Genomic DNA, 24,812 nt, shown 5'->3' with positions numbered 1-24,812 from the left:
GGCAGGTGCCGTGAGCGGACCGTTGGTTGTCGGATTGGTGAAATAGTTTGAGGTTGCGGCATAGCGGCCGTTGCTGTGATAGGAGACCACATAGGTGGTGCCGGCCGTGATGCTGACCGGACTGGAGAACGTTGCCGTCTGCCAGCCGCTGGCGGTCTCGTTCTGGAACGTCACGCTGCCGAGCAGCGAACCGGTCGAGGTCCATAGCTTACCGGTATGCGTGCCGGTGTCGCCCGAGCCTTTGTAGTACTTGATGCCGCTCACCGTGCCGTTGGTCGACGCCTGGAACTTCATGCCGAGTTCGACCGAGCCGGTGTCGGTGGAGGAGAGGATGGCCGGCGTTGCGGAGGCCGGGAACAGACTGACCGGACCGGAGCCGGGAGCATTGACCGAAAGGCTGACCGTGGCCGATGAAGTGCCGCCGCGACCATCGGAGATAGCATAGGCGAAGCTGGCCGGGCCGGTATAGTTGGTGGTTGGCGTGAAGGTGACGGCATTGGTCTGGGCATTGAAGGCGACGGTGCCGTTGGTGGGGCTGCTGACGCCGGTGATGCTTATGGCATCGCCATCGGGATCGGTGTCGTTGGCCAGTAGGGACGAGGCGGCGATTGTTACTGCCGTGTTCTGGGTGGTGCTGAAGCCGTTGTCGTTGTTGGCGACAGGTGAGCGGTTGGTGCTGCCGGTCGACGGATTGAACAGAACGTCGACCCAGTAATTGCTGGCTTGATAGGAGTTCGATGGGAATACACTGGACGACCCGTATGCATAGATGCCGTTCCCTCCAGAAGAGGAACTGGCAGGTGCCGTGAGCGGACCGTTGGTTGTCGGATTGGTGAAATAGTTTGAGGTTGCGGCATAGCGGCCGTTGCTGTGATAGGAGACCACATAGGTGGTGCCGGCCGTGATGCTGACCGGACTGGAGAACGTTGCCGTCTGCCAGCCGCTGGCGGTCTCGTTCTGGAACGTCACGCTGCCGAGCAGCGAACCGGTCGAGGTCCATAGCTTACCGGTATGCGTGCCGGTGTCGCCCGAGCCTTTGTAGTACTTGATGCCGCTCACCGTGCCGTTGGTCGACGCCTGGAACTTCATGCCGAGTTCGACCGAGCCGGTGTCGGTGGAGGAGAGGATGGCCGGCGTTGCGGAGGCCGGGAACAGACTGACCGGACCGGAGCCGGGAGCATTGACCGAAAGGCTGACCGTGGCCGATGAAGTGCCGCCGCGACCATCGGAGATAGCATAGGCGAAGCTGGCCGGGCCGGTATAGTTGGTGGTTGGCGTGAAGGTGACGGCATTGGTCTGGGCATTGAAGGCGACGGTGCCGTTGGTGGGGCTGCTGACGCCGGTGATGCTTATGGCATCGCCATCGGGATCGGTGTCGTTGGCCAGTAGGGACGAGGCGGCGATTGTTACTGCCGTGTTCTGGGTGGTGCTGAAGCCGTTGTCGTTGTTGGCGACAGGTGAGCGGTTGGTGCTGCCGGTCGACGGATTGAACAGAGCATCAACCCAATAGTTCTCGGCTTGAAATGTGTTGTTCGGAAAGAGGGTTGAGGATCCATACGCATAGACACCCGCATTCGCAGGCGCGGTGAGCGGCCCATTGGAGACCGGTGCCGTGAAATAGTTGGAAGTCGCCGCATAATAGCCATTGCTGTGATAGGAAATCGTATAAGTGGTGCCCGGGGTGATCGCCACAGGGTTCGAGAAGCTCGCGGCCTGCCAGCCGACACCCGTCTCATTCGTGAAGGTTACGGTAGCGAGTTGCGTCCCGGTGCTGGACCACAGAGATCCGGTATGTGTGCCACTGGCGATGTCGTTCTTGTAGAAGCGTACCCCCGTCACCGTACCGGCGACGGATGATTGGAACTGCATTCCGAGTTCAACGGAGTTGATATCCGACTCCGGAATGCTGGGCGGCGTTGCCGATGCAGATAGGACAGTGTTGCCGGTTACCGTCACGGTTCGTCCAGCGCCGGGCGTCTCGAGATTGACGCTGTCATCTACTGCGCGCGTCTTGATGGTGATGTTCCCGGCTGTTGTGGGAACCCAGCTGTAGGTCCATGTCTCGTCGCCACTGGCGCGGTGCCAAGTCGTGCCGCCATCCGTCGATACGTCGACGGCCGCGATGACACCGCCGACATCCGAGGCCGTTCCACTGATCGTAACGGCTTGGCCGACGGTCAATGCAGCGCCATTATTAGGTGCTGCTATCGTCGAAACCGGTTTCGTCGTGTCAGTCGACTGTGTTGCTGCAACGAGACCGCCCTCCAGAGTACCGGGCTGTATGCCCATATCGGCAAGCAGGTTAACCATGGCTTGCTTGACGCGTGGATCGACCGGAACATTCTCGTTCATCGGTGTGTCGTGGTCGGCATCAAGTGCCCAAGGCCAGTAGACCGTTCCCGCGCCAAAGACCAAAGCTCCACTGGGCGCACGATAGAGCGTCAGGTTGTGAGTGGCCGTGCCAGCGCCAGTCCGGGTGCCGTAGTCCAGAAGATATGTGTTCACCGGCAAAGTGGTCGAGGATAGCGTGACGAGACCCGCTGGCCGGAAGCCGTTGTCCGGTGATCCGTCCCATTCATATCCAAGGTAACCTGCAGGCAGTGTTGCGACCTGTCCAGGTTGCAGGTTAGCAACGCTCGTGTTGCGCCAGAAGCGGAGATTGGCATCGTCATAAGGAATTGTGATTGCGTCGCTCCGGTAGGAATCGACTTGGAAGAGCGTGCCCGTCAGCGCATTCTCCGGTCGTCCGCCTCCCTGCGCAGTCGATGAGACATAGCGCGGGTCCCGAAAAGTGCCCGTCCATTCATTGCTCGGGTCGATCGGACCGGCTCGCGTCTCCTTGTAGGAGACAAGCGTACGATTGGCTTGAGCGCCTGCGCTGATGCTCGGCTCCCAGCGGGTTTTCCAATAGACCTCGTTGCCGCTCCAGAACGACAGATTCACGCCTGCATCACGTGCAGCTTCCACATTGGTCCGCTGTTGGCCAGACCAGTACTCGTCGTGACCGACACTCAAGTACATCTTATGATTCAGCAGGAGGCTGCCGTATCGATCAACGTCGAGACCGCTCATATAGGAGACATCGTAGCCGTTCTTCTCAAGCCACATGAGGGTCGGATACTCGGCTCCGAAGATAAAATCCTGCGGACCGGACTGAAGACCACCGCCACGGGTAGTGATGGGACGATTGTAGCTAACCTTGTAGGCACGCCCCGGAGCCGAGTCGCCTCCGGGTCCATTCCCGCCATAGAGGTTCGCGCCGCCCCATGGGTTATAGGCCTGCCAAGTCTCGTCCGATGTCTGGAAGATAACGTCGCTATGGCTGCTGTCATCCCGGACGACGAAAGGAATCTGGTTCTCGCCAGCAGTGCCATCCTGCCGGACCAGCTTGGCGACATAGATTCCGGAAATGGCGTCTGTCGGAACATTCCAAGAGGCTGAGACGGACCAGTTGCCGGCGTCAACGAGACCTGTGGTGCTATCTCTCAATGGAGCCGGTTGTGTTTGAACGCCGGTGTGCTGGATCGTTCCGACTTTGCGCGCTCCCATGCCGCCGTAGTAGCCAAGCCGATAGATGTCGATCCGATAGTTGTTGGAATTCGTGTTAATCTTGAAGTCGACGCGCTGTCCGACGTTGACGCTGATGTCTGTTGCGAAACCCTCAATGTTAGAACTGCCAGCTCCGTCGATCCCCCATTCACTTTCAGGATTTCCTGGCTTCTGGTTCTCGAGGACGATGGGGTTTGTAGCGGTCGGCGCTGCCGCAGCCAGCAGGTTTGGGCTAGCCGCCGTAGCGGCACTTTGAAGGGTCACCGGCCCATGCAGCACCCCGGGCTGTACTTGCGGACCATCGTTTCCGATTTCTATTCCACCCGCAGAGGTCACCGAGTCTCCACTGAGCGTTTTCGTGCTGGCCTGGGCAGTTACAGCATTGGGGTCGCCTATCGTTGGCCGAGCGTTTTCAGGCGACAAAGAAGATGAAGAGGTTGATGTTGTGACCTTGTCAGGTGTGGAAGCATGTGTGCCAACCTGATTTTGCTCGGCAGGTAATGCCGGCGACGCGACTGCATCCTGTCTAACGACAGTCGGCTTTGTCGGATCGAGATGTCGCCCGGCATCCGCCGATGTCGATTCCGTCCAAGCCAGTCGGCTTGCATGTGAGCCGAGATCTCCCCTGATCGATTTCGGAACATGGCTATGTTGATAGCCGCCATCATTCGGTTTTTGGGTGCTTGGCGATGGAGGTGAGGCGCTATCTAAAAAACTCTGCTGCGCATCGGATGAAGGATCGTGCGTGCGAGCGTCAAAGTGGGAAGCCGCTATCCTTCTCAAGGTCCGACGATAGTTCAACGTGCCTTGGGCCTTTTCTCTGTTCAACACTAGCATCACCAGCTCCCATGCAAGGTGAAGCCGCTAAGCAGCGCACGCATAGCCTCTCATGGCAGTAGAAGTAATGAAAGTAACTTATATTTGGATCATGCGTCCCTTAGTGGGTATGTTGCAGCGCAGGGGGCAATACTTCCTGGACGGAAGGACAGTTCGTCCTTCGGCTGCATGCCTTATGGTTGAGGATGATTCTATTCGTGATTAGCTCTCGGCTTTAATCGAGCTGCTTTATCACCGAGATGGTAATGCAATCATATAAAGTTGAGAGATGTCCGAAAAACTGTGTTACATCAGCGCACAAGTTCGCGCGCACTTTGGTTGATTTAATGTTTTCTCATTGCCACCAGATGTGAGGCGCGGGGCCATGAAGCCAAGTCGCTCCAGATCTTAAGAGCGAAAACTTACACCTCGAACCGTTTGTCGAAAGCCCGATGGAACGATTTCAGCACATTCCATCCTTTCAGTCCTAGCGTCTGCTTGCAGACAAGCTTGGTCCATGGCCACGAATGCCTGACCTCTGGGCAGACTTCCAGCACGTACCGCTGGATCTGCGCCGAAATATCCAACAGACCGTCATTGAAGGCCGCACTTGCGCGTTTGACAGCAGCCTGCCCGAATGACCGATAGACGCGGTGGCGCAGGTGATCTGCATTCGGAAGGAGCGACCCGCTCGTCTCGAAGAAATAATCGATAGCGGCTTTTCTCTGTTGGAGATCGGGAATCGCGTTCGTCATGTACGCATGAGACATGTTGCTGTCATGCAGGCGATAGACTGCTTGATAGTCATTCACAAAGCCTACCGATGCATAAGCAGCCAGGCGAAACCACATTTCCATATCGCCGCTATGGGGCAGTTCAGGACGGTAGCCTCCAACGAGTTTTTGAAGGCTTGTTCGAACGACAGCCGTTGCGGTTGGGACGATATTGGCAGCGCCGCTAAGGGCGATAAACTCCGATCCTTTCATGACTTGGCATTTTGCGTCTTTCCCCAAGCGCGGCATAGGATTCATCGATGCTGCCGTTCCATCCTTCGACAGGAGGGATGCATTCCCGAAGGTGAAACCTACGTCAGGCACTTCCTCCATGGGCTCCGTTGCTCGCTCCAAGGCTCCGGGCAAGAGATAGTCGTCAGCCGATAGTAGCAGGAAGTAGTCTTGTGAAGCCCATTCGATGCCTTCGTTATACGTTGCGATATGCCCTTTATTCGCAGTGTGCCGATGGAATGTGACTCGAGAGTCCTCTCGTGCAAGGTCGGTGCCGACTTCTGGCGTATGATCCGGAGAGGCATCGTCCAATATGAGAATTCGAACACCGACGCCGGACTGATCAAGGACGCTTTCGACGCATTGTCTTAGGAAATGGCCATAGCGGTAGCAAGGAATGATAACGTCGACTGAACGCATTGCCCAGACCTTCCCATCAAGACAAAAGCTTACGCTTTGGGACGTTGAGATAGAGCGATCGTCGGCCGGGGACAGGATGCCATATTGGCGTATTCTTGTTGTTCATATGTCTTAAGATGATGATGCAAGTTGCCGACGGTTAGATCAGCTTAATAATATTAATACAGCTATGTGTTTATGACTATTATGGGTAAGTCTATCCTTTGTCTCCAAGCAATATGCTGTACCGCCTGCGAACGATACTGAAGCTGGCGACGCTGTAGCGAGAGCCGAAATTCTTTAGGAGAGTGGCTTCCATAGTCAACCCAGATTGAGACAGGCTGCGTGAGCCTCTCCAACTTTCAGGGCGAAAGGCTTGGAGGTTCGCTTCTATGTTTGGAGACGTCACGCGCGATCGAAGACACGGCCAGCGAGAACAGAGTCAAAGCAAGGGGGAGTGCGAACAAAGCGCCGCCCCACTTAAAGCCGACTGCTCCGGCGATGCCGCCGACAAAGAACGACGTCAGGAGAAGCAATAGAAGCTTGAGCTTTGCGCTGTCCGCATCGACTCTGGGTATGGAAGCATCGCGATTCCAATAGCAGAGCTTGCCTAGCTCGATGCCAATATCCGTAATGATCCCTGTGACGTGGGTCGTCCGCATCCGAGCGCCGGAAATCTTCGTGACCGTGGCATTCTGCAATCCCATGATGAAGCATAGCCAGGCAATGACTGCCGGTGTGAAAAGGCGCGATGAGGGAGAGTGGCTGCCATAAAGACCAAAGGCGAGAAGGAGAGCAGCCTCAAGAAGCAATGGCAGCGCATATTGACTGTCTAGACCACGTCGTCGACCCCAGTTGATGAGGATAGCAGAGCAACCAGCGCCGATCACGAATGGAGCAAGAGCGGCAAAGCCAACCAGAACGAGATCAAGCGCTCCCAAGGCGAGGTGATCAGCCATGCTGGAAAATATTCCAGACATGTGTGACGTATATTGCCCGACTGCGAGAAAGCCTCCCGCATTGATAGCGCCAGCGATGAAGGTCAGGATCATGCCCAGTTGCAGATCGGCGACGCCCGTCCGCTGAGAGGACGCGACCGACCCGACAGAGGACACATAGCGGGAGGCGAGGCCATTCCCTAAGCTGCGTTTTGTCTCTCGTCGTTGCCGAGCATTCGTCATGAGCTGCCCCTTGAGAGTTATTTTACCGCAGGAGCGCTCGATCTCGCCAGACGTCTTCTTGTTCCTCATTGAGCCATTGTCGAAGACGAGGCTCGTTGACCCGAGAGCGGAAGGGTGAATGTTTCCAGAATTGAGATCTCACCGACTTTTTCGGCCAGCGAACTGCCGCCCAAGAATACCTCGATGGTTCCTGCCTCCACCCAATAGCTTCCATCGTCCTGATGAAAGCCGAGGGATTCCACGGGGACGCGAAGGACGACACGTTTCGTCTCGCCTGGTTCGAGTGCAATCTTGTCAAAAGCCTTGAGCTCTCGCAAAGGGCGGCTCCGGCTGGCGATCGGGTCCCGCGTATAGAGTTGAACAGCCTCTTGCCCGGCACGGGAGCCGGTATTGGTGACCATTGTCGATACTTCCAAGGTGTCGCCAGGCTTCAACCGGGATTTTGCAATGATAGGGTCGGCGTAAGAATATTTCGTATAGCTTAATCCCCAGCCGAAAGGATAAAGCGGCGTAATCGCCTCATCGACGTATTTGAGGGTGAAACGATTGTTCTCCAGGGTCGGGCGGCCTGTAGGGAGTCGGTTATAATACAGCGGGAGTTGGCCGACGGTGCGGGGCCAGCTCAAGGGTAGCTTGCCGCTCGGGCTCACGTCTCCGAAAAGGACGTCCGCGAGTGCCGTCCCCCCCTCTGTACCCGGATACCAAGCCATCATGATGGACGGAATTCGGTCCGCAAGCTTGCCCAACTCGAGTGGCCTCCCCCCAACGATAATCAGAGCGATGGGCTTGCCCGTCGCTGCGAGAGCTTCGAGAACTTCGGCTTGCTTCCCATTCAGAGTCAGGTGCGCGCGGGAAGCCGCTTCCCCGGACAAGTCTACGGGCTCACCAAAGACCGCGACCGTCAGGTCCGACGCCTTGGCGGCCTCGAGCGCGGCTGGAAGCTGGTCCGTCGACTTGCAGAAGAGATCGCAAGCCGGGGCATAATTCACCTGTATTTTGGACCGCTCCGCTCTCTGACGGATCCCCTGGAGGACCGACACGGTGTCCCCGGCATGGCCGCGGGCGCCATGGGGACCGAATTGGTCCTGAGGGGCGTCAGCAAGAGGGCCCACCACTGCGATCGAGCGCGCTGACGGGACAATGGGCAGAACATTGTTGCGATTCTGTAGGAGGACAAAGGTCTCTCTCGCGACCTTTCTTGCAGCTTGCCGAGCCTCCGTCGAAGGGAAGATCGCATCGACGTGACCGGGATCCGCATCGGGGCGATCGAACAGGCCGAGGCGCATCTTCGTCCGCAAGACGCGGCGAGCTGCCTCGTCAATGACGCCCTCGGAAATTCGGCCGGCCCGCACTTCTTCCGGGAGATATCGGACATAGAGCTCCCCCATCATATCCATGTCGACGCCTGCGAGGATGGCCTTCCGTGCGGCTTCCGCGCCATTCGCCGCGACACCGTGGCCGATAAGTTCATGAATGCCGGCCCAGTCGGATGTCACGAAGCCGTCGAACCCCCATTGCCGTCGAAGAACGTCAGTCTGGAGCCAGGGGTTTGCCGTCGAAGGGACTCCATTGAGGGCGTTGAAAGCGGCCATGAAGCTAGCTGAGCCGGCCTCGACTGCGGCTCGAAAGGGCGGCAGATAGGTGTCGTACATCTCGGCCGGTGGGATGTAGGTCGTGTCGTAATCGCGGCCGCCCTGCGGTGCACCGTACCCTGCAAAGTGTTTTGTCGCCGTTGCGAGACCGCCTTTGGTGAAGCCCTCCACCCGGGCGGCCGTCAGAACCGATCCAAGATATGGATCTTCACCGAACCCTTCTACGATGCGCCCCCATCGGCTGTCGCGCGAAAGGTCCGCCATCGGGGCGAACGTCCATTGAACGCCTACATAGGATGCCTCTCGTGCCGCCCACTCGGATGCAAGGCGGGAGAGCGTAGGATTGAAAGCTGCCGCTTCGCCTAGCGGGATAGGAAACTGTGTTCGAAAGCCGTGCAGGACATCGAGACCGAAGAGGATGGGAATCTTGAGATGGGACTGTCGGACTGCGGCCTGAGCTCGAGCAATATCTTGCGCGTTGTTGAAGTTCAGGAGAGCGCCGACACGGCCCGAGGCAATGTCCTCCCAGCGAAGCGTGGCGCCGTTGGACACCATGTTGAGCTGACCGACCTTCTCCTCCAGAGTCATCTTGCTCAAAAGGACGTTCACGCGGCTCCCAATGTCGTCCTGAGCCCGAGACATCGCCGTTGCACCAATCATGAGAAGACTCGCGAGGCCCAGCCTTAAGGAAACAGAAACACAGGTCAGCCGCACGAATGATCTCCTTAAGAGGACGCAAAAACTTTACTGCGGGAGGATCCCGCACTCTGGTCGTTCATGCTAAATAGGACAATTATGGGGAATTGACGCCAGCCTTGTGCGCCCAGTCCACGCAATTGTTTTCTGGTGACGATCCGGTCAGATGTACTTGCTGCCGCCCAATCTGAGGTTTCTTCTCGCTGCCTCCTGCTGCATCCTTGTCATCCTAGGAGCGGCAATTGGCGTGGCCGTTGTCATGGGTCAGACCGAATTAGTCGCCCTCTCGGCGATGGCGCTGGTCGCTGTTGCAATCGGAAGCTTTCTCTTGTTGGGCTGGCAGATGGCACAGCTGTTGCGGGCGCAAGGTCGACTTCTCGACCGTGTAACGGGCCGCTTGACCGTTTTCGATCAGGAGGCGGAGCCTCAAGAGGACATCAAAAAAGGCCCTTCATTCCTCTCCGAAGGATCTCAGATTCCCTTTCTTCAGAGTGAACCGAGCTCCGCCCGAAAGATCGAAGCATTCAGCCATTTGTGGGGTGGCATCGTCCACGATCTGAACAATCGTTTCACGGTGATTAATGCCAATGTCGAAACGGCTGCGCGGCAGCTGAAGGATCATCCGACCTTGCAGCGCAAGCTCCTCTCCGCTCTCGTTGCCACCGATCAAGCGGCTTCGTTGATTGCCCGGTCGAGTTCCTTTGCTCAGGACCGCCAGACGAAAATCGGCTTTGTAGATCCTGCCGAGAGAATTGATTCGATTGCAACACTTTTGAGCCGGTCCCTCTTGCGAGATGCGGTAGAGCTGCGGCTGAATCTGGAGAACGGTCTTTGGGGAATCCGGGCCGATGCCAGCGATCTGGAAGCAGCGATCGTCACCCTTTGCTCCAATCTTCGCGGGACCCTTGGGCAGGGAGGGGCCATCACGATCGAGGCCCAGAACGTCACAGTTTCGAAAGGAATGTTGTCGCGCGCCGATCTTGAGGGCGATTTCGTCCGCATCGCGATCGGTACGAATTCGCCGCACGAAGCACCCAATGGTTCAGATGGGTGCCCCGAGACCGTCTTCTCGATGCAGGACATGGATCTCGCCAATTGGGTCGAGTTCAACCAGAGCCTTCATTTCCTTCGGCCCATCGGTGGCATGGCGGAGGTTGTCACGCTTGGAGCGAAATCGGTCATCGCTCTCTATATCCCCCGAGCGATGGCTCCGAACCATGTTACGCGGCCTGTGTTACAAAATGAGGAGAGCATTGGTGAGAAGCCTTCCGTTCACATAGAGGTACTGATCGTCGACGACGAAATCGAAGTGGCCCTTGCCTTGCAGACAATGCTCGAGGAGCTTGGATATGTCGCGCGAATCGCAACGAATGTTGGGCAGGCCACGAAGACTTTGAGGGCTCGAAAGCCAGGGCTTCTTCTATGTGACGTGACTATGCTGGGACCGATGAGTGGCCTCACTTGGGCACGCGAGGCTCGGCAGATTTATCCCGATTTGCCGATTTTGCTCATCACTGCAAATGCTCTTGCTGCCGAGCAGGAGAGCGAGTTTCCATTGTTGCAAAAGCCTGTAGCTAGCCGGAAGCTGCATGCCGCAATTCAGACGCAACTGGCACTGAACTCCGGAAAGGTCGTTTCACTCTTCCCTCGTCCCACCAGGCGAGCGAACTGAATTCCAATCATGCTGCTGTTTCGAGCACTATTCCAGATTCTTGAGATGCTCGGCTCAACGCTCTAAACAGACTTTGCTGGTGCTTTTTCCAGATCAGCAATTCCGGGTGCCACTGGACGCCGATAAGGAAGGGCGACCCCTTTCCTTCTATGGCCTGAACAATTCCGACGTCGTCCTGGGCGGAAATGGCGAGATCTTCCCCAATCCTGTTGACGGATTGGTGATGGAGCGCATTCACGCAACAGGGATTGCAACCTAGAATCCGATCTAGCTTCGAGCCAGGAGCAATCAGTACACGTTTCTTCGGCAGAACAGTTCGCATTCTCGGGGCTTGTATATAGACCTCATGGATGTCGGTATGAAGTGTGCCTCCCAACGCAACGTTGATCATTTGCGAGCCGCGACAGATCCCGAGTATGGGCAGCTTCATGGGTAGGGCCAGGTCCAGGAGGCCGAGCTCCAGCGAATCTCGTTCCGGATCGATGCGTACATTGGGCAACACCTGTCCGCCATAAATCTTTGCACTGATATCGTCTCCGCCGCCTATGATGAGACCCTGAAGTGGCTCCTTCGGCAAAGGATATCCCGCAATAAGCCGGACGGCTCGCGCTCCGGCACGCTTGAGGGCGAGGTGATGTATCAGATAGCTGCGCCATCCGCCGTAGCGAGATGTTGTCACGCCGATCAGCGGTCTCGTCATGTCAGCGCCACACGCTCTACGACATTGGCCCAGCTCTTGGGTTCCCCAGAGAATGCGAGAAACGCAGAGCCCAAAGCGTTCAGCTGATCGCGATCTGCCGCCAACCGCTCAACGGCTACCCAACGATTCCACTCGGGTGCAATACTCCAGCCCGCGTCACTGACGCGCGCATCCGGCAGGCGGTAATGAAATGTTGGCCGTCCGTTGATTTTTTCGTTCGGCAGCAAGGCGCGTACGCGTTGTGCGTCGAAGTGGTGCAGCAGCGGCAGCAGGTCCAGATCCCGGTTACGGGTCGGGCTGGCGGCAAGATAGTCATCAATGAACCTCTCCATGCTTGGCCAGTAGTCTGGAGCCGCAATCATGCGCACATAGCCCAGAGGAAACGGAGAGGCGAAGCCAAGCAAATCACGGGTGACATCGGGGGCGACCTCTCGGCGCAACCAGGCGTTCAACAGCACAAAACTCTTCAGGAATGCCAAGGCCGTCTGTGCATCCTGCTTTGGCACTTCTGAATTGAAATGCAGTCCAAAGGCATAGAACGCGGCATCCTGCGTCCCTTTCGCCCCTATGCCGCGAAGGATTGTGAGTACCTGATCGATCTCATGCAGACGGTCCATCGGAATGGGTGCGGTCACGAGCTCACATGGAACAATGTAGCTCGCAGCAAAGCCACACCATGCTGCGATGCGAGGCAAGGCGCCAATCTTCGTACGCTTGCCAGGGTGCAGCATCCGGCTGTCGAGTTCGATCGACATGTCGCCGATGATGGAGCCCATCAGCTGATAGGCATGAGGGTCCTCCTCGATAATCGTTCCGCCGAAGGTCCGGTGAAGGGCACGGACGGCAGCTTCGGCCGAGGTACCGGCAAACTCGACCTCGATCCCGACCGTGCGTGTCTCTCCAACCTCGTTCCTGAGAATTGGAGGTAGCAGGAACCCGATTGAGGTGGATAGCGCCCGCTGCGCCATTTAAGGACTCCTCTGATGAACTGCTCAGGTGAACGAGCGTCGTGCGGGCGGGTTCCGTTCCTGTGCAGCAATGGCCCAGCTTGGCGATCCAGTGTGGAATTCGCCTCCTGGTTCGGGCTACAAGCACCCCATGAATGCCGTAGATACGCTAAAATTTCGACAGTCCGCCTGGGCAAGCGAGCTACGCGCGACTCTCGCGCTGAGTTGGCCTCTCGTTTTGACCAATTTGGCTCAGAATGCCCTTATGACATCGGACGTCATCCTCATGGGGTGGCTCGGTCCCGAGTCTCTCGCAGCTGGTGCCTTGGGGACCAACCTTTATTTCGCATTCCTAATCTTCGGCATCGGGTTAGTGAACGCTACATCGCCCTTGATAGCCGAGGAACTCGGCCGCAAACGCCATTCGGTAAGGGACGTTCGCCGTACAGTCCGGCAAGGATTCTGGACATCCATTACCGTGGCCATTCCCATCTGGCTGCTGGCCTGGAATGGGGAGGCGATGCTGCTCGCGATGGGGCAGGAGCCCGCTCTGGCTCATGCGGCCGGCAGCTATATCCGCGCTTTGCAATGGAGCCTGCTGCCGTTTCTCTTCTCTCTCGTCCTGCGCTCGTTCCTCTCAGCATTGGAACGTCCAGGCTGGGCCCTGGTCATCGGCATCCTGGCGGTTCCGGTCAATTTCGGCGCTGCCTATGTGTTGATGCTGGGAAAGTTTGGCCTTCCGGCATTTGGTCTTGTGGGGGCTGGACTCGGTACGGTTATCTCAAGTCTCTTCATGTTTCTGAGTCTGGCTTTCGTTGTCAGCAGGGACAGACGCTTCAGGCGTTACCATCTTTTTGGCCGCTTCTGGCGCCCTGACTGGGCCAGATATCGGACCCTGTGGCGTATCGGCGCGCCCATCGGCCTCACCGTTGCCTTCGAAGTGACGATCTTCAATGCCGCGGCTCTGTTCATGGGCCGTATTGGTGCCAACGAGCTTGCCGCTCATGCCATTGCGCTTCAGATCGCATCCTTGTGTTTCATGGTGCCCTTCGGAATTGGGCAGGCGGTAACGGTCCGGGTGGGGCGGGCATTCGGAGCGCAGGACGCCGGAGGTGTGACCCTCGCCGGTTGGACGGCCTTCGCCTTGGGGGTCGGGTTCATGATTTTCACGGCGCTGCTGATGCTGTTCAAGCCGCAACTGCTAATCGGGGCATTCCTCGATATCGCTGATCCCCGCAACGCTCCGGTTCTCCAGTATGCAATCTCGTTTCTTACGCTCGCGGCAATTTTTCAGTTGGCAGATGGCGCACAGGCCGTCGGTGCCGGCATGCTGCGCGGCCTCCAGGACACGAAAGTGCCGATGGTGTTTGCAGCGGCGGGCTACTGGGGAATAGGGCTGCCCCTCGGCGTCGTACTCGCGTTCGGGACAAGTCTTCGCGGCGTTGGAATCTGGATTGGACTGGCCACAGGTCTCGCGGTCGTTGCGTCGCTGATGCTGTGGCGTTGGTTACGTCGGGATCGGCTCGGCTTGACGAACTTATCTCCGCAGGAGGTCCTTGCGGACCGGTCGTGATTCAGAGGATCGCTGGGCGCCGGAAGTTCCCTTTTTATCGTCTCAAGTTCCTTTCGCCGTTACTCGAAATGGACCTGGCGATATTCGTAGGATTCTCAAGTCGAATTTTGGAACCTTGAAGCCAAAGGAAGCCCAGACATGGATGCAGTCTGAAGCAACCGGCGCCCATCACGTATAGAAACATTGTTCAAGCTATAGATTTACATTTTAATAAAGTTTTAGGCTATTCAGAAGGGTTAGGGCCAAGCGAAAAAGTAAGGCGGCATAAGGGAAAAATGATCCCGCCTTATTATCGCCTCTTTATCCGTGAGCTTCGCGGTAAGCACAAAGGAAGGGGAGCTAAATCCTTGAAGAACATCCTCGCCCGTGCGCCTCTTCTGGCGCCACTTCTTCTTGTTGCCGCTTGCAACACAACTTCAGGCGGCCCAGCGTCTACTGGGTCCGTTTCCCAGGTCGCAGACAAAGCCTTTCAAGCCGGGACCGCGTCATGGTACGGCCCCGGATTTCACGGACGCCGCACAGCGAGCGGAGAGCGGTTCAATTCACTGGCGATGACCGCCGCCCATCGATCGCTTCCCTTTGGCACAAAGGTGCGGGTCGTGAATGAGAAAAACGGTCGATCGGTCGTCGTGACCGTCAACGATCGTGGGCCTTTCTCTCGCCGCCGGATCATCGATCTGGCAAAGGGACCGGCCCAGGAACTCGGCCTTACGTCAAGCGGTACAGCCTACGTATCCCTGCACCGAGTGGATTAAGGTTAGGCGCTTCTTAATCCCTTACCGCGATCCTTGGCCTGATTCGGACCAAGGGTTGCATAGATGGATCCTCAATCATTCCCGCTGTCGAACGTCGTTCGCTTTCCTGGAGCACGCTCGGCAATCTCCTCGAAACGAGATCAAGGAAGCCTGATGGACGCGGTCTACGCGGCCGGGTCACTTCCCGTCGCGGCGGAAGACCGGGTGACAAAGACCATCGCGACACGTCTGGCCATTTTCGGCTTCGTGGTGCTGGATGAGGTTCAGGTGGATGGAACCGTGAGACGATTGCGCCCCTCGGAAGCGATTCGTCTCTCGACAGCGCATCCATGGCGCGTTTCCCGTCGATCCAGCCGGTACGCTATCGGTAACGATCTCCCACCCTCGGACCTCGATCTCTTTGCAGCTCAGCTGGCCTGAAAATCTCGCCTTTCAGGAACTTCGCCCTAGACTGATCTCCTGTCGCGCATGGGTTGAGCATCGCCCAGGCTAGTGGGGAAATGGGGCAGGCGATGTATCTGGTGCAAATTCTCCTACCGTTGACGGACAATGCAGGCCGCCGTTTCGACGGGGCGGCCTATGGGCAGGTGCGCTCCAAATTGTCGGAACGCTTCGGAGGAATCACCAGTTTCACTCGCGCGCCCGCCGAAGGGATGTGGAAGGAGGGCGGTCACACTGCACATGATGACATTGTCGTGTTCGAGGTTATGGCGAGGGAACTCGATCACAGCTGGTGGGAAGATTATCGTGCGGAACTCGAAAGACGCTTCCAACAGGAAACGATCGTTATGAGAGCTCTCAAGGTCGAGATGCTCTGATCGCGGAACCTTCACGGTCGCGCTTTGCTTGTCTCATCTGAAAAGCGGAGTTTCTAGATGGCCAAACCTCTCGTCGTGTCCATTCCCCATAACTTGGGCAAAGCAGAAGCGACACGGCGGCTCCACGGCGGGCTCTCACGGCTGAAAACACAATTCGGCGACAAGATCGCTTCCATAGAAGAAAGCTGGGCCGGAGATCGCATGGCCTTCCATGTTGCAGCCATGGGACAAACAATCGCCGGTCATCTCGACGTCATGGATGACCAAGTTCGTGTCGAGGTTCAATTGCCGTGGATTTTGTCTATTATAGCAGAGAAGGCGAAGGGGTTTATTCAGAAGCAGGGCACCTTGATGCTGGAGAAGAAATAATCTTCTCTCAGCTGAATAATTATTCATTTTCATGAACATTCGTGGAACCGGACTGCATCTTTGGCGTTAGCCAAAGGATTGCGACCGCGACCCTCTCGTTGGTCCCGGCCCAGCGACAATGACGACGTTCTCATAATTCCCCGGACTGAGCGTTTCGTCCGCACGTAATTTGTCTCTTTTGAGGATCGCGCAATGCTTGAGCGTTCGATAACGCAGTCGCATGCCTTCCGCCTACCTTTCAATTCTTCCGATCAAGTACCACTCCTCGTATGCTTCTCTCACCTGCGATGGGACTTCGTGTGGCAACGGCCGCAACATCTCTTGAGCCGAGCCGCGAAGCACTACGATGTGCTGATGATTGAGGAGCCGCTCTTCAAGCCGAGCGCGAAGCCTCACATGGAAATCAGCGAGCGTCCTCAAGGTGTCCGGATCGCAGTGCCAATCCTTCCAGAAGGATTGAGCCAAGACGATGTCGTTATTGAGCAGCATGATCTGATCGAAGCCCTGATTGGTCATGAAGCTAAGCGGCCACGGATATTCTGGTACTACACGCCCATGGCGCTTGCTTTTACGAGCGATCTCGAATGCGATGTGTGTGTCTATGACAATATGGATGAACTCTCTCTCTTCCGCGGAGCCTCACGTGAACTCATGGCTCTCGAAAATCGTTTGTTCGCGCGTTGTGATCTCGTCTTTACGGGAGGAATGAGCCTCTTTGAGGCTAAGCGCAACCGTCATCGCAGCGTTCACGCGTTCCCGTCGTCAATCGACTTCGATCACTTCTCAAAGGCTCGTAATCACAAGCAGGATCCAGCTGATCAAATCGCAATTCCGCGACCGAGGCTCGGATTCTTCGGTGTCATTGACGAGCGTATGGATATCGATCTCGTGTCTGAGGTAGCTGAGTTGCGTCCAGATTGGCAGCTCGTCATGATCGGTCCCGTCGTCAAGATCGACCCGGCCTCATTGCCGCGTAGGGAAAATATCCATTGGCTCGGCGGTAAGGCATATAGTGAACTTCCGGACTACCTGTCAGGGTGGGACATCGGCTTCATGCCGTTTGCTCTCAATGAAGCGACAAAATTCATCAGCCCTACCAAGACTCCGGAATTTTTAGCTGCTGGTGTTCCCGTCATCTCAACAGCAATCACGGATGTCGTCAGGCCCTATGGCGATAAGGGGCTGGTTGAGATCGCTGCCAATGGTGGGGAGGTTGTCGAGAAAGCCGAGTTTATCTTCTCTCGCCGCAGGGAGCCTTGGCTCATCAAAGTCGATCGCCATCTCGCAGCGGGGTCTTGGGATAAGACTTGGTCGACCATGCACAAGCTCATGCAGGATGTCATGGGCGAAGAAAGCAGTTCTCGTGACGCTTCGAGCCTCCCTGTCTATGCGGCGACGCCGGCGGAGTGAGATGCATGTATGATTGGCTGATTGTCGGTGCTGGCTTCGCAGGAAGCGTTCTTGCCGAACGACTTGCCAGCCAACGCAATGAACGCATCCTTCTCATCGACCGAAGGAATCATATCGGTGGCAACGCTTATGACCATTACAATGAGGATGGCCTCCTCATTCATCAATATGGTCCGCATATCTTCCATACGAATTCCAAGCAGATATTCGATTATCTCTCCCGATTCACCGAGTGGCGATTCTACGAACATCGTGTGCTTGCGGAGGTGGATGGCACGCTCGTGCCGATTCCGATCAACCTCGACACTGTAAACAAGCTCTATGGGCTGAAACTTACATCTGAAGAGCTTCAGGAATGGTTTTCGCAGCGTGCCGAGCGGGTTCCTGAAATCAAAACATCAGAAGATGTCGTTGTCTCGGCTGTCGGGCGCGAGCTCTATGAGAAATTCTTTCGAGGCTACACCCGTAAGCAATGGGGTCTCGATCCTTCCGAGCTGGACAAATCCGTCACATCCCGCGTGCCGACGCGAACGAACCAGGACGATCGTTACTTCGGTGACGAGTTCCAGTTCATGCCGAAGCATGGTTACACGTCCATGTTTAAAAGGATGTTGGACCACCCCAATATTCACATCATGACCCAGACCGATTACGACGATGTCAAGAATATCATCCCGCATCGACGGATCATCTATACAGGGCCGATCGACGAGTATTTTGGATTCAGGTTCGGCAAGTTGCCCTACCGCTCGCTGCGGTTCAGGCATGTCACTTTGGACCAGCCCTGGCATCAACCGGTCGCCGTGGTGAACTATCCGCAGACGAATGATTACACGCGGATCACCGAATACAAGTATCTCACGGGGCAGGTGCATGCGCGAACCGCGCTCACCTATGAATATCCTTCGGCTCAAGGAGACCCGTATTATCCGATTCCGAAGGCGGAAAATCAGGAGCTCTTTAAGAAGTATGAGCGCCTTGCTCTGACAACTCCTGATGTCTGGTTTGTCGGCAGGCTTGCGACATATCGGTACTACAACATGGATCAGATTGTCGGTCAGGCTCTGGCGACTTTCCGGCGCATCAATGAAACGTTGCCAGCCGAGACCGATACTACGACGGCACGCCTCATGCCATCGTCCGCTGCACTGGCTTCATAGCTTCTCATGATGTAAGCGTCGGGTGCGTAGGCGTTTCTCGGGAATTGGCAGGATGTCCGCGCTCGCAGGCAGAGATACTGCATGCAAGACTGCGCGCAGCGACCCGCATTAATACATGGCCAGATAAGCCGCGACCTCTCAGGCCGCGGCTTCTGCTGCACGGACGGCCTCTTCCAGACGTGCGGCACGCGATTCGATAGCGAGTTCGACCAAGCTGTCAAGCAGAACCGTCGCCGTTGGGTCTGCCATGGGCTCGTCGCGGAACAGACGGAAGGTGGAGGCAACGATGCGTCCTCGTCCGTAAGACCTCTCGACTCCAAGTGACACCGGCTTGTGAATCCAGCCTACCACGAGACCTGCGAAGACGCGGGCCTGGAAATCTAGCAGGTTGCAGCCGGAGATCACGTGATCAGGAATGACCCGATCCATGGTCTCGTCGAGAAGCGGGCCGCTCGGAAAGCGCGCGAAATGACCTGCGCGGCGCAGCCAGGAAAAGGAAGAGGCCCAGTCGCCGCTCCAGAGGGTACCGCTTCGCGGTTTGACCTGGACGTTCTGCCAGTGCGGGAAGAACGGATACAGACTGATTTCGCTTTCCGGCAGAAGCAGCAGACTCGCGCCCTGTCGAACATGGTCGGCAATGGCCTTGTCGTGAATGCGCGACACGATGAGCGTTGCATCCTCAAGGCCACGAGCTGCCACATAGCCCATCTCTTTGAAGCGCGCACGCAGATCCTCATGGGGCGACCAGACCAATTGCCTTGCCTGCGCCGGCTTCTCGCGCCTGGGGTGAACTGCAAGATCGATGTGATTTTGAGCAACGATGCGACCGTCCGAGGTTCGCAACTCAAACGCGATGCGGCGCAGTTCCGGCTCGGAAAGATCGGGAACAGGTAGCTCCACAGAACCGAGATCAAGGACTGCTGGAGCCTCGAGACGTGGAATTGACAGCCGCCTCATCTCGTCGCCTAGACGAATTTCAAGCTGGCAATCCTCGAGAACGGGGCCGGCTCCATGGGCCAGGGATAGCTGCAGGTTCGCGGTTTCCCCCGCCCAATATGAGACGCGCTCCCATTTGGGAACAATGACCGTGTCGGCGTTGATGATGTGGAACAGCTCGTGAAAAACGCGGGGGTTACGCCGCATGTCGAGAAGCCCGTTGGACTCCCAGTGGCAGTCATGCAGCTCGGTAATCACGTAGCCGGCGAGGCTGGGCTTGCGGCGCATCGCCTCGATCTCGTATTTCAGTGCGCGGAACTGCTGCCATTGCGCCGCTATGACGAAGCGACGGAGATCGCCGAAGACACGGTCGAGACTCCAATCGGCGAAGCGATTTTCGACGCCATGGGCATACATGACGCCTTCGCCCCAGTCATGCCCCGTCTCGAACCACCAGGGCTCCTCGCCTTTGGCATCTCGCAAGTCCTTCGGATAGGGCAAGCCCCAGTTGCCGAATTCGGAACACATGAGCGGTTCGCGCCCGGTAATCACGGCGTCGCCGTGCGGTGAATAAAGCCAGGATGCGCGGCTGGCGAGTTCGTCCACGAACTTGTCCCACTCATCACGATGGTCAGGCACGGCCGCATAGAAATGATAGTCTGCGATATCCGATTCCACATGGAAGCTGGGCGCCAAGGGTGAGTTGTCAACCACGAGGCGTGTCGGATCATAGGCCTTCAGCCAGGCGAAGGTTCGCTTCAGCCAATCACGGTGATCGGAATCGTTGACGAGATCAACGCCCCAGTTTTCGTTGATGATCGTCCAGATGATGATCGATGGATGATTGCTATCCCGGTCGACGATGCCCTTCAGGAGCTTTTCCTTGCGCCCTCGCGAGCGGTCGGTCGACATGCCGCCGTTTGGCAGTTCCGTCCAGATTAGCAGGCCCATCCGGTCCGCCACCTCGTAATAGCGCGGGTCTGCCGCCTTGATGTGACAGCGCAGGCAGTTGAGGCCGAGCTCCTTCGCTTTGCGGAACTGGTCCTCGAGGAATTCAACGGACGGAACGGTGCAAATCGTACCGGGATAGTAGTCCTGATCGAGAGCCGCGCGCAGATAGAGCGGTTCGCCATTCAGATAGAACTTGCCGTTCCGAGCTTCGATAGTGCGGAATCCGAAATGATCGCTGATCTCGTCCTTCACCAGGTCATCGCGGATCATGGTCAGGCGGATCGTATAGAGGTTCGGCTCGTCAGGTGACCAGGATTTGACATCCTCTACCACGAAGACGAAGGGCATGCTGGTCACGCCAACCTGTGTCTCATGGGTCTCGTCAAAAACGGCTGTACCTTGAGGATCCCGCACCTCGATCCGGATTGCGACCGTATCCGTAAGCGGGCGAGCGAAGAAGACACCGGAGGTGACTTGGCCGGTTTCCCTTTTCGGGACGAGGCGGATTCGTGTCATGTGATCCGGAATGCGGCGCTCCAGAACGACCGATTGCCAGATACCCGAAAGCGGGCCGTACCAGCTCTGCTTGCCGAACGGGATTTCCGCAAAAGGCGAGTCCGGAAACTCCGCCGGATTATCCGTGGGTGAGTCGACCCGTACCTTGATTTCGTTGGGGCCAGGCTTGAGACGAGAGGTCACGTCAAAAGAGAAGGGCAGGAAACCCCCTTCATTGGCACCAACCAGCTCGCCATTCACAAACACACGCGAGTTGTGAAAGATCGCGCCGAAACGCAGCCAGATACTATCGTGAAGCCATTCTTCCGGGATCTCGATCGTCCTGCGATAGATCCCGATACCGGCGCGCATCCGAAGGTCGTGAAACTGAGCCTGCCATGGACTGGGAACCTCGATTTCGCGTACTTCCGCCGGACCGGGCATGCGGTCGTCGGCGACGTGCAAAAATTCCCAGTTCCCGTCCAAGCTGATGCGATTGTCGTGCATGACAACTCCTTGAATCAGCACTTACCCAAGGACATTCAAAGCGGCGAAAACATGACTGAAACGATGGGAAGTGGACCTTTTGACATCGGCAGCGCCGCGCCTCGTCCGAAGGACCGCCCTGTCCCTTATTTTCGTCCGTGGCCCCATTTCGACGCAATGCCCTGGTCCGTCTCCGTCAACTGCCTGACCCTCATGTTGGATCCCGGGCAATCGTTTGCATGAGTCCTAATAGCCCTCGACAGGTTACGCCAAGAGGAACCGCCTTTCCCACGTCGCGTTGCCCTCCCACAGTCGAGCCTTGGCGCCCGGCTTCCAGCGTCCTCTCACATCAATGAGGCTCATAATGGCTAGAATTGTCCCTGATGATCGTGCTCGGCAAGGGCCCCCGGGCCGTCCCGTGCTTGGCGTGCTGATAGGAGCTCTTCTTCTCTGTGGCATTGCAATGGGCGGCTATCTCATCTGGGTCGGCATGACGTCCCCCAACAATCCCAACCAGGATGCATCTCGGGCCGCCGTGACCGGGTCTCCCTCGGGTACGGCGTCCAATCCCACCGATCGGACATCTCCCGCCAATCCTGCCTACCCGGCGCCGGCTGAACCTTCCGCGACCGGTACGACGCCTTCCAAGTAGGGTCCATATTCTGGCCGATACCGGGAGCGGGGATTATTCACAGCTCCCGGCCATTCTTGCCAAAGCCTTCTCGGGCGGCGACTTTTCGCCTTAATGATTCGCATAACCAGCCTTCAATGTGTTGCGACGGGGCGAAGTCGAATGAGAAAAATCGGAAGAGGGCGGCTGCTTCTGGCTGCCATGCTGGCGTTCGGTGTGACAACCACCTGCCTGGCTCAGGCCCAGAAATCCCCGCCTTCTGCTACCGCCCAGGCGCAATCGCCGGTCGCCACGCCAGCCCCGCCACCGGCTCCGTCGACCGATACTAAGGCGGCTCGCGCCAAGCTCGATACTTTCAAGGCTGATCTCGATCAGAAAGAATTAGCGATCCAGGGCCGTGCCCAATCGGACTCTGAGCTTCAGAACCTGCGGCAGCAGATCGACCCGATCATCGAGAGCATTCGCGCGGTCATCGCGGAGCAGGCGCCGAAGCTGGAGGCCAGCAAGGCCCGGTTGGCACAATTGGGGCCGAAGCCGAAGGAGGGCGAACCCGAAGAGAGCTCTGATGCCATGCGCGACCGCAGCGAGCGGGAGGCTGCCGTGGCCGAGCTTGACGAGACGCAGCGGCTGGGCCGGGCGCTTCTCGTGCAAGCCGAACAGCTCAGCGCCCAGATCAGCGATCTTCGGCGTGCAGGATTCACACGCGCCCTCTTCGAGAAAAGCGATAGCATCCTCAGCCTTGATCTGTGGATGAACGTGATTCAGGCGATCCCGCGTGAACTGCGAGCACAGAGGATCACTTTTGGCGATACGATCGGGCAAATTCAGCGTCACGCGACGCTTGGCGTCCTCCTGCTCATGGGCCTATCCCTAGGCGTCGCCATCGCACTTTATGCGGGCCGTCGATCGATCGCGCCGCGTCTCGTCCGCCGTGACCCCTCCGTTCTGGATCCCGCCAGGAGAAGCCGGTTACTCGCTGCCTTCGCCGTTCTGTGTTTGGGAACGGTTCCGGCGATTGCCGGGAGCTGGATTTTCTGGATCGCCTTCGATGCCGTCGATCTCTTTCCCCCTCGCCTGGAGCAGGTCGTCGCGGCGATCCTTCGCGGCATCGCCTTCATCGCCTTCATACGAGCGCTGATCGACTCAATTGTCGCGCCGAACCACGGTTCTTGGCGCCTGGTTCCTATTACGGAGACCTCTGCCGGGCGGATCATGAGCTTCGGCGTGGCCCTTGCAACAGTGATGGTGGTCGGCAAGGTCCTCGACTCCTTCAATCAGGCCATTGCTGCCGCTCTTCCCATCACCGTCATCACGCGAGCGGTCTTCGCGTTGGCATCCGCTCTTATCTTCGCGGAGCTGCTACGCCGCTTCGCAACCGGTGCTAACCACGACGAGGCCTGCCTCGGGCCTTATGTGGCTCCGGACGTGTCCGTTGGCGGCCCCTTGCGGACGGTCGGATGGATCGTCGTTGCCATCGTGGTCGGCAGTGTCCTCGGCGGCTATGTGGCGCTTGCCTCCTTCATGGTCGATCAGGCGGTCTGGATTTCGGTGCTTATCGCGCTTTTGAGCTTGTTCATTGCGCTGGCGGATGAGTTCATCAGCAACACTTTCCGAAACCAGAGTCGCGTCTCCACAATGCTTCAGGCCAATACGGGCCTGCGCCGCCGGTCTCTGGAGCAGATCGGCGTTCTGGTCAGTGGCGGCGCGCGCCTTGCCCTGATCATCATCGCCCTGCTGCTGGCGCTGGCGCCCTGGGGCATCGAATCGACGGATGTGATGGGATCGCTTCGCGCGGTCTTCTTCGGCTTCAGCGTCGGGGACGTCACGATTTCCCTCTCCTCGATTCTCATCGCGGCGCTGCTGTTCACGCTCGGTTTTACGATCACCCGTATCATCCAGCGCTGGCTCGACAACACGTTCCTGCCGGCGACGGATCTCGATGCGGGACTGCGGAACTCGATCCGCACGGCCGCCGGATATGTGGGCATCATCTCGGCCGGTGTCCTTGCCTTCACGTATCTCGGCTTGAGCCTGGAGCGGGTGACGATCGTTGCCGGTGCGCTCTCGGTCGGTATCGGTTTCGGTCTTCAGTCGATCGTCAATAACTTCATCTCTGGCCTGATCCTGCTTTGGGAGCGTCCCATCCGCGTCGGCGATCTCGTCGTGGTCGGCGATGGCGAGGGTTATGTGCGTCGGATCAACGTGCGTTCCACGGAAATCCAGACCTTCGACCGCTCGACGCTCATCGTGCCGAATTCCAATCTGATCTCCGGGATCGTGCGCAACCGGGTCCGCAACGATCGCATCGGCCGCGTTCTCGTCTCGCTTCCCGTTCCGCGAGCGTCCGACCCTGACAAGGTGGCGGAGATCATGCGCCAGAGCGCACTGGCGCATCGCGAGATCATGAGCGAGCCCGCCCCCCGTGTGCTCTTCAAGAAAGTCACCGAGAATACGATCGATTTCGACCTGATCTGTTTCGTCGACGATATCGATTCGGCGGGCCGTGTCTCAAGCGACCTGTATTTCGATATCTATCGGAAGCTGCGTGCGGAAGGGATCGGCACTCCCGCCACGCCACCGCCGGCACCTAAGGAAGAAGAGCCCGAGGCCAAGCCCCCGACGGCCCAGGAGGAAGACGAAGGCTTAACCCTTCTCAAGGATAAGTAAGCCTC

General features: G+C 57.6%; 17 protein-coding genes. 10 read left to right on the top strand and 7 right to left on the bottom strand.

The window, feature by feature from the left end:
- From K9B37_RS15755 to K9B37_RS15740, 4 genes are all read right to left on the bottom strand, one after another.
- On the bottom strand, positions 1 to 3,885 hold a 3,885-nt coding region (locus K9B37_RS15755; RefSeq protein WP_224314393.1), incomplete at its 3' end, for a DUF4082 domain-containing protein.
- Between the two features lie 902 nt (positions 3,886 to 4,787).
- Entirely contained in the window at positions 4,788 to 5,789 is a 1,002-nt protein-coding gene (locus K9B37_RS15750; RefSeq protein ID WP_224314391.1) for a glycosyltransferase family 2 protein, read from the bottom strand.
- 341 nt (positions 5,790 to 6,130) lie between these two features.
- Positions 6,131 to 7,018: a YoaK family protein gene (locus K9B37_RS15745; protein WP_439651738.1), complete on the bottom strand. Its 888-nt coding sequence runs from the start codon at positions 7,016 to 7,018 to the stop codon at positions 6,131 to 6,133.
- Positions 7,015 to 9,255: a glycoside hydrolase family 3 N-terminal domain-containing protein gene (locus K9B37_RS15740; protein ID WP_224314389.1), complete on the bottom strand. Its 2,241-nt coding sequence runs from the start codon at positions 9,253 to 9,255 to the stop codon at positions 7,015 to 7,017. The genes K9B37_RS15745 and K9B37_RS15740 overlap by 4 nt, the downstream gene beginning before the upstream one ends.
- Before the next feature lie 229 nt (positions 9,256 to 9,484).
- Here K9B37_RS15740 and K9B37_RS24935 point away from each other — a divergent pair, with 229 nt between their 5' ends.
- Positions 9,485 to 10,909: a response regulator gene (locus tag K9B37_RS24935; RefSeq protein ID WP_224314387.1), complete on the top strand. Its 1,425-nt coding sequence runs from the start codon at positions 9,485 to 9,487 to the stop codon at positions 10,907 to 10,909.
- Positions 10,910 to 10,916: 7 nt separating this feature from the next.
- Here the strand turns inward: K9B37_RS24935 and K9B37_RS15730 are convergent, their stop codons facing one another.
- Entirely contained in the window at positions 10,917 to 11,609 is a 693-nt protein-coding gene (locus K9B37_RS15730) for a gamma-glutamyl-gamma-aminobutyrate hydrolase family protein (protein WP_224314385.1), read from the bottom strand.
- Complete coding sequence (locus K9B37_RS15725; RefSeq protein ID WP_224314383.1) at positions 11,606 to 12,577, bottom strand: amidoligase family protein; 972 nt, start codon at positions 12,575 to 12,577, stop codon at positions 11,606 to 11,608. The genes K9B37_RS15730 and K9B37_RS15725 overlap by 4 nt, the downstream gene beginning before the upstream one ends.
- Positions 12,578 to 12,707: 130 nt before the next feature.
- Between K9B37_RS15725 and K9B37_RS15720 the strand changes: the two genes are divergently transcribed.
- From K9B37_RS15720 to glf, 7 genes are all read left to right on the top strand, one after another.
- On the top strand, positions 12,708 to 14,129 hold the full coding sequence (locus K9B37_RS15720; protein ID WP_224314381.1) for an MATE family efflux transporter: 1,422 nt from the start codon (positions 12,708 to 12,710) through the stop codon (positions 14,127 to 14,129).
- 347 nt (positions 14,130 to 14,476) lie between these two features.
- Positions 14,477 to 14,884, top strand: a complete 408-nt coding sequence (locus tag K9B37_RS15715; RefSeq protein ID WP_224314379.1) for a septal ring lytic transglycosylase RlpA family protein — start codon at positions 14,477 to 14,479, stop codon at positions 14,882 to 14,884.
- Positions 14,885 to 15,037: 153 nt separating this feature from the next.
- Positions 15,038 to 15,304, top strand: a complete 267-nt coding sequence (locus K9B37_RS15710) for a hypothetical protein (protein WP_224314377.1) — start codon at positions 15,038 to 15,040, stop codon at positions 15,302 to 15,304.
- Between the two features lie 53 nt (positions 15,305 to 15,357).
- Complete coding sequence (locus K9B37_RS15705; protein ID WP_369414323.1) at positions 15,358 to 15,702, top strand: hypothetical protein; 345 nt, start codon at positions 15,358 to 15,360, stop codon at positions 15,700 to 15,702.
- 57 nt (positions 15,703 to 15,759) lie between these two features.
- On the top strand, positions 15,760 to 16,071 hold the full coding sequence (locus K9B37_RS15700; protein ID WP_224314375.1) for a polyhydroxyalkanoic acid system family protein: 312 nt from the start codon (positions 15,760 to 15,762) through the stop codon (positions 16,069 to 16,071).
- A gap of 192 nt (positions 16,072 to 16,263) precedes the next feature.
- Positions 16,264 to 17,481, top strand: a complete 1,218-nt coding sequence (locus tag K9B37_RS15695; RefSeq protein ID WP_224314373.1) for a glycosyltransferase — start codon at positions 16,264 to 16,266, stop codon at positions 17,479 to 17,481.
- Between the two features lie 5 nt (positions 17,482 to 17,486).
- Positions 17,487 to 18,641: a UDP-galactopyranose mutase gene (gene glf / locus K9B37_RS15690; protein WP_224314371.1), complete on the top strand. Its 1,155-nt coding sequence runs from the start codon at positions 17,487 to 17,489 to the stop codon at positions 18,639 to 18,641.
- Positions 18,642 to 18,779: 138 nt separating this feature from the next.
- On the opposite strand, the gene K9B37_RS15685 is transcribed toward glf, so the two are convergent.
- Positions 18,780 to 21,530 carry a glycoside hydrolase family 2 protein gene (locus tag K9B37_RS15685; RefSeq protein WP_224314369.1) on the bottom strand — a complete coding sequence of 917 codons (2,751 nt, stop codon included), beginning with the start codon at positions 21,528 to 21,530 and terminating at the stop codon, positions 18,780 to 18,782.
- A 343-nt stretch (positions 21,531 to 21,873) separates the two neighbouring features.
- Between K9B37_RS15685 and K9B37_RS15680 the strand changes: the two genes are divergently transcribed.
- Both K9B37_RS15680 and K9B37_RS15675 read left to right on the top strand, forming a co-directional pair.
- Positions 21,874 to 22,161 carry a hypothetical protein gene (locus tag K9B37_RS15680; protein ID WP_224314367.1) on the top strand — a complete coding sequence of 96 codons (288 nt, stop codon included), beginning with the start codon at positions 21,874 to 21,876 and terminating at the stop codon, positions 22,159 to 22,161.
- Between the two features lie 141 nt (positions 22,162 to 22,302).
- Complete coding sequence (locus tag K9B37_RS15675; RefSeq protein WP_224314366.1) at positions 22,303 to 24,807, top strand: DUF3772 domain-containing protein; 2,505 nt, start codon at positions 22,303 to 22,305, stop codon at positions 24,805 to 24,807.
- Positions 24,808 to 24,812 lie beyond the last annotated feature (5 nt).

The organism is Microvirga puerhi, assembly GCF_020089865.1.
Taxonomy (GTDB): Bacteria; Pseudomonadota; Alphaproteobacteria; order Rhizobiales; family Beijerinckiaceae; genus Microvirga; species Microvirga puerhi.
This window is presented reverse-complemented; position numbering and strand designations above follow the sequence as displayed.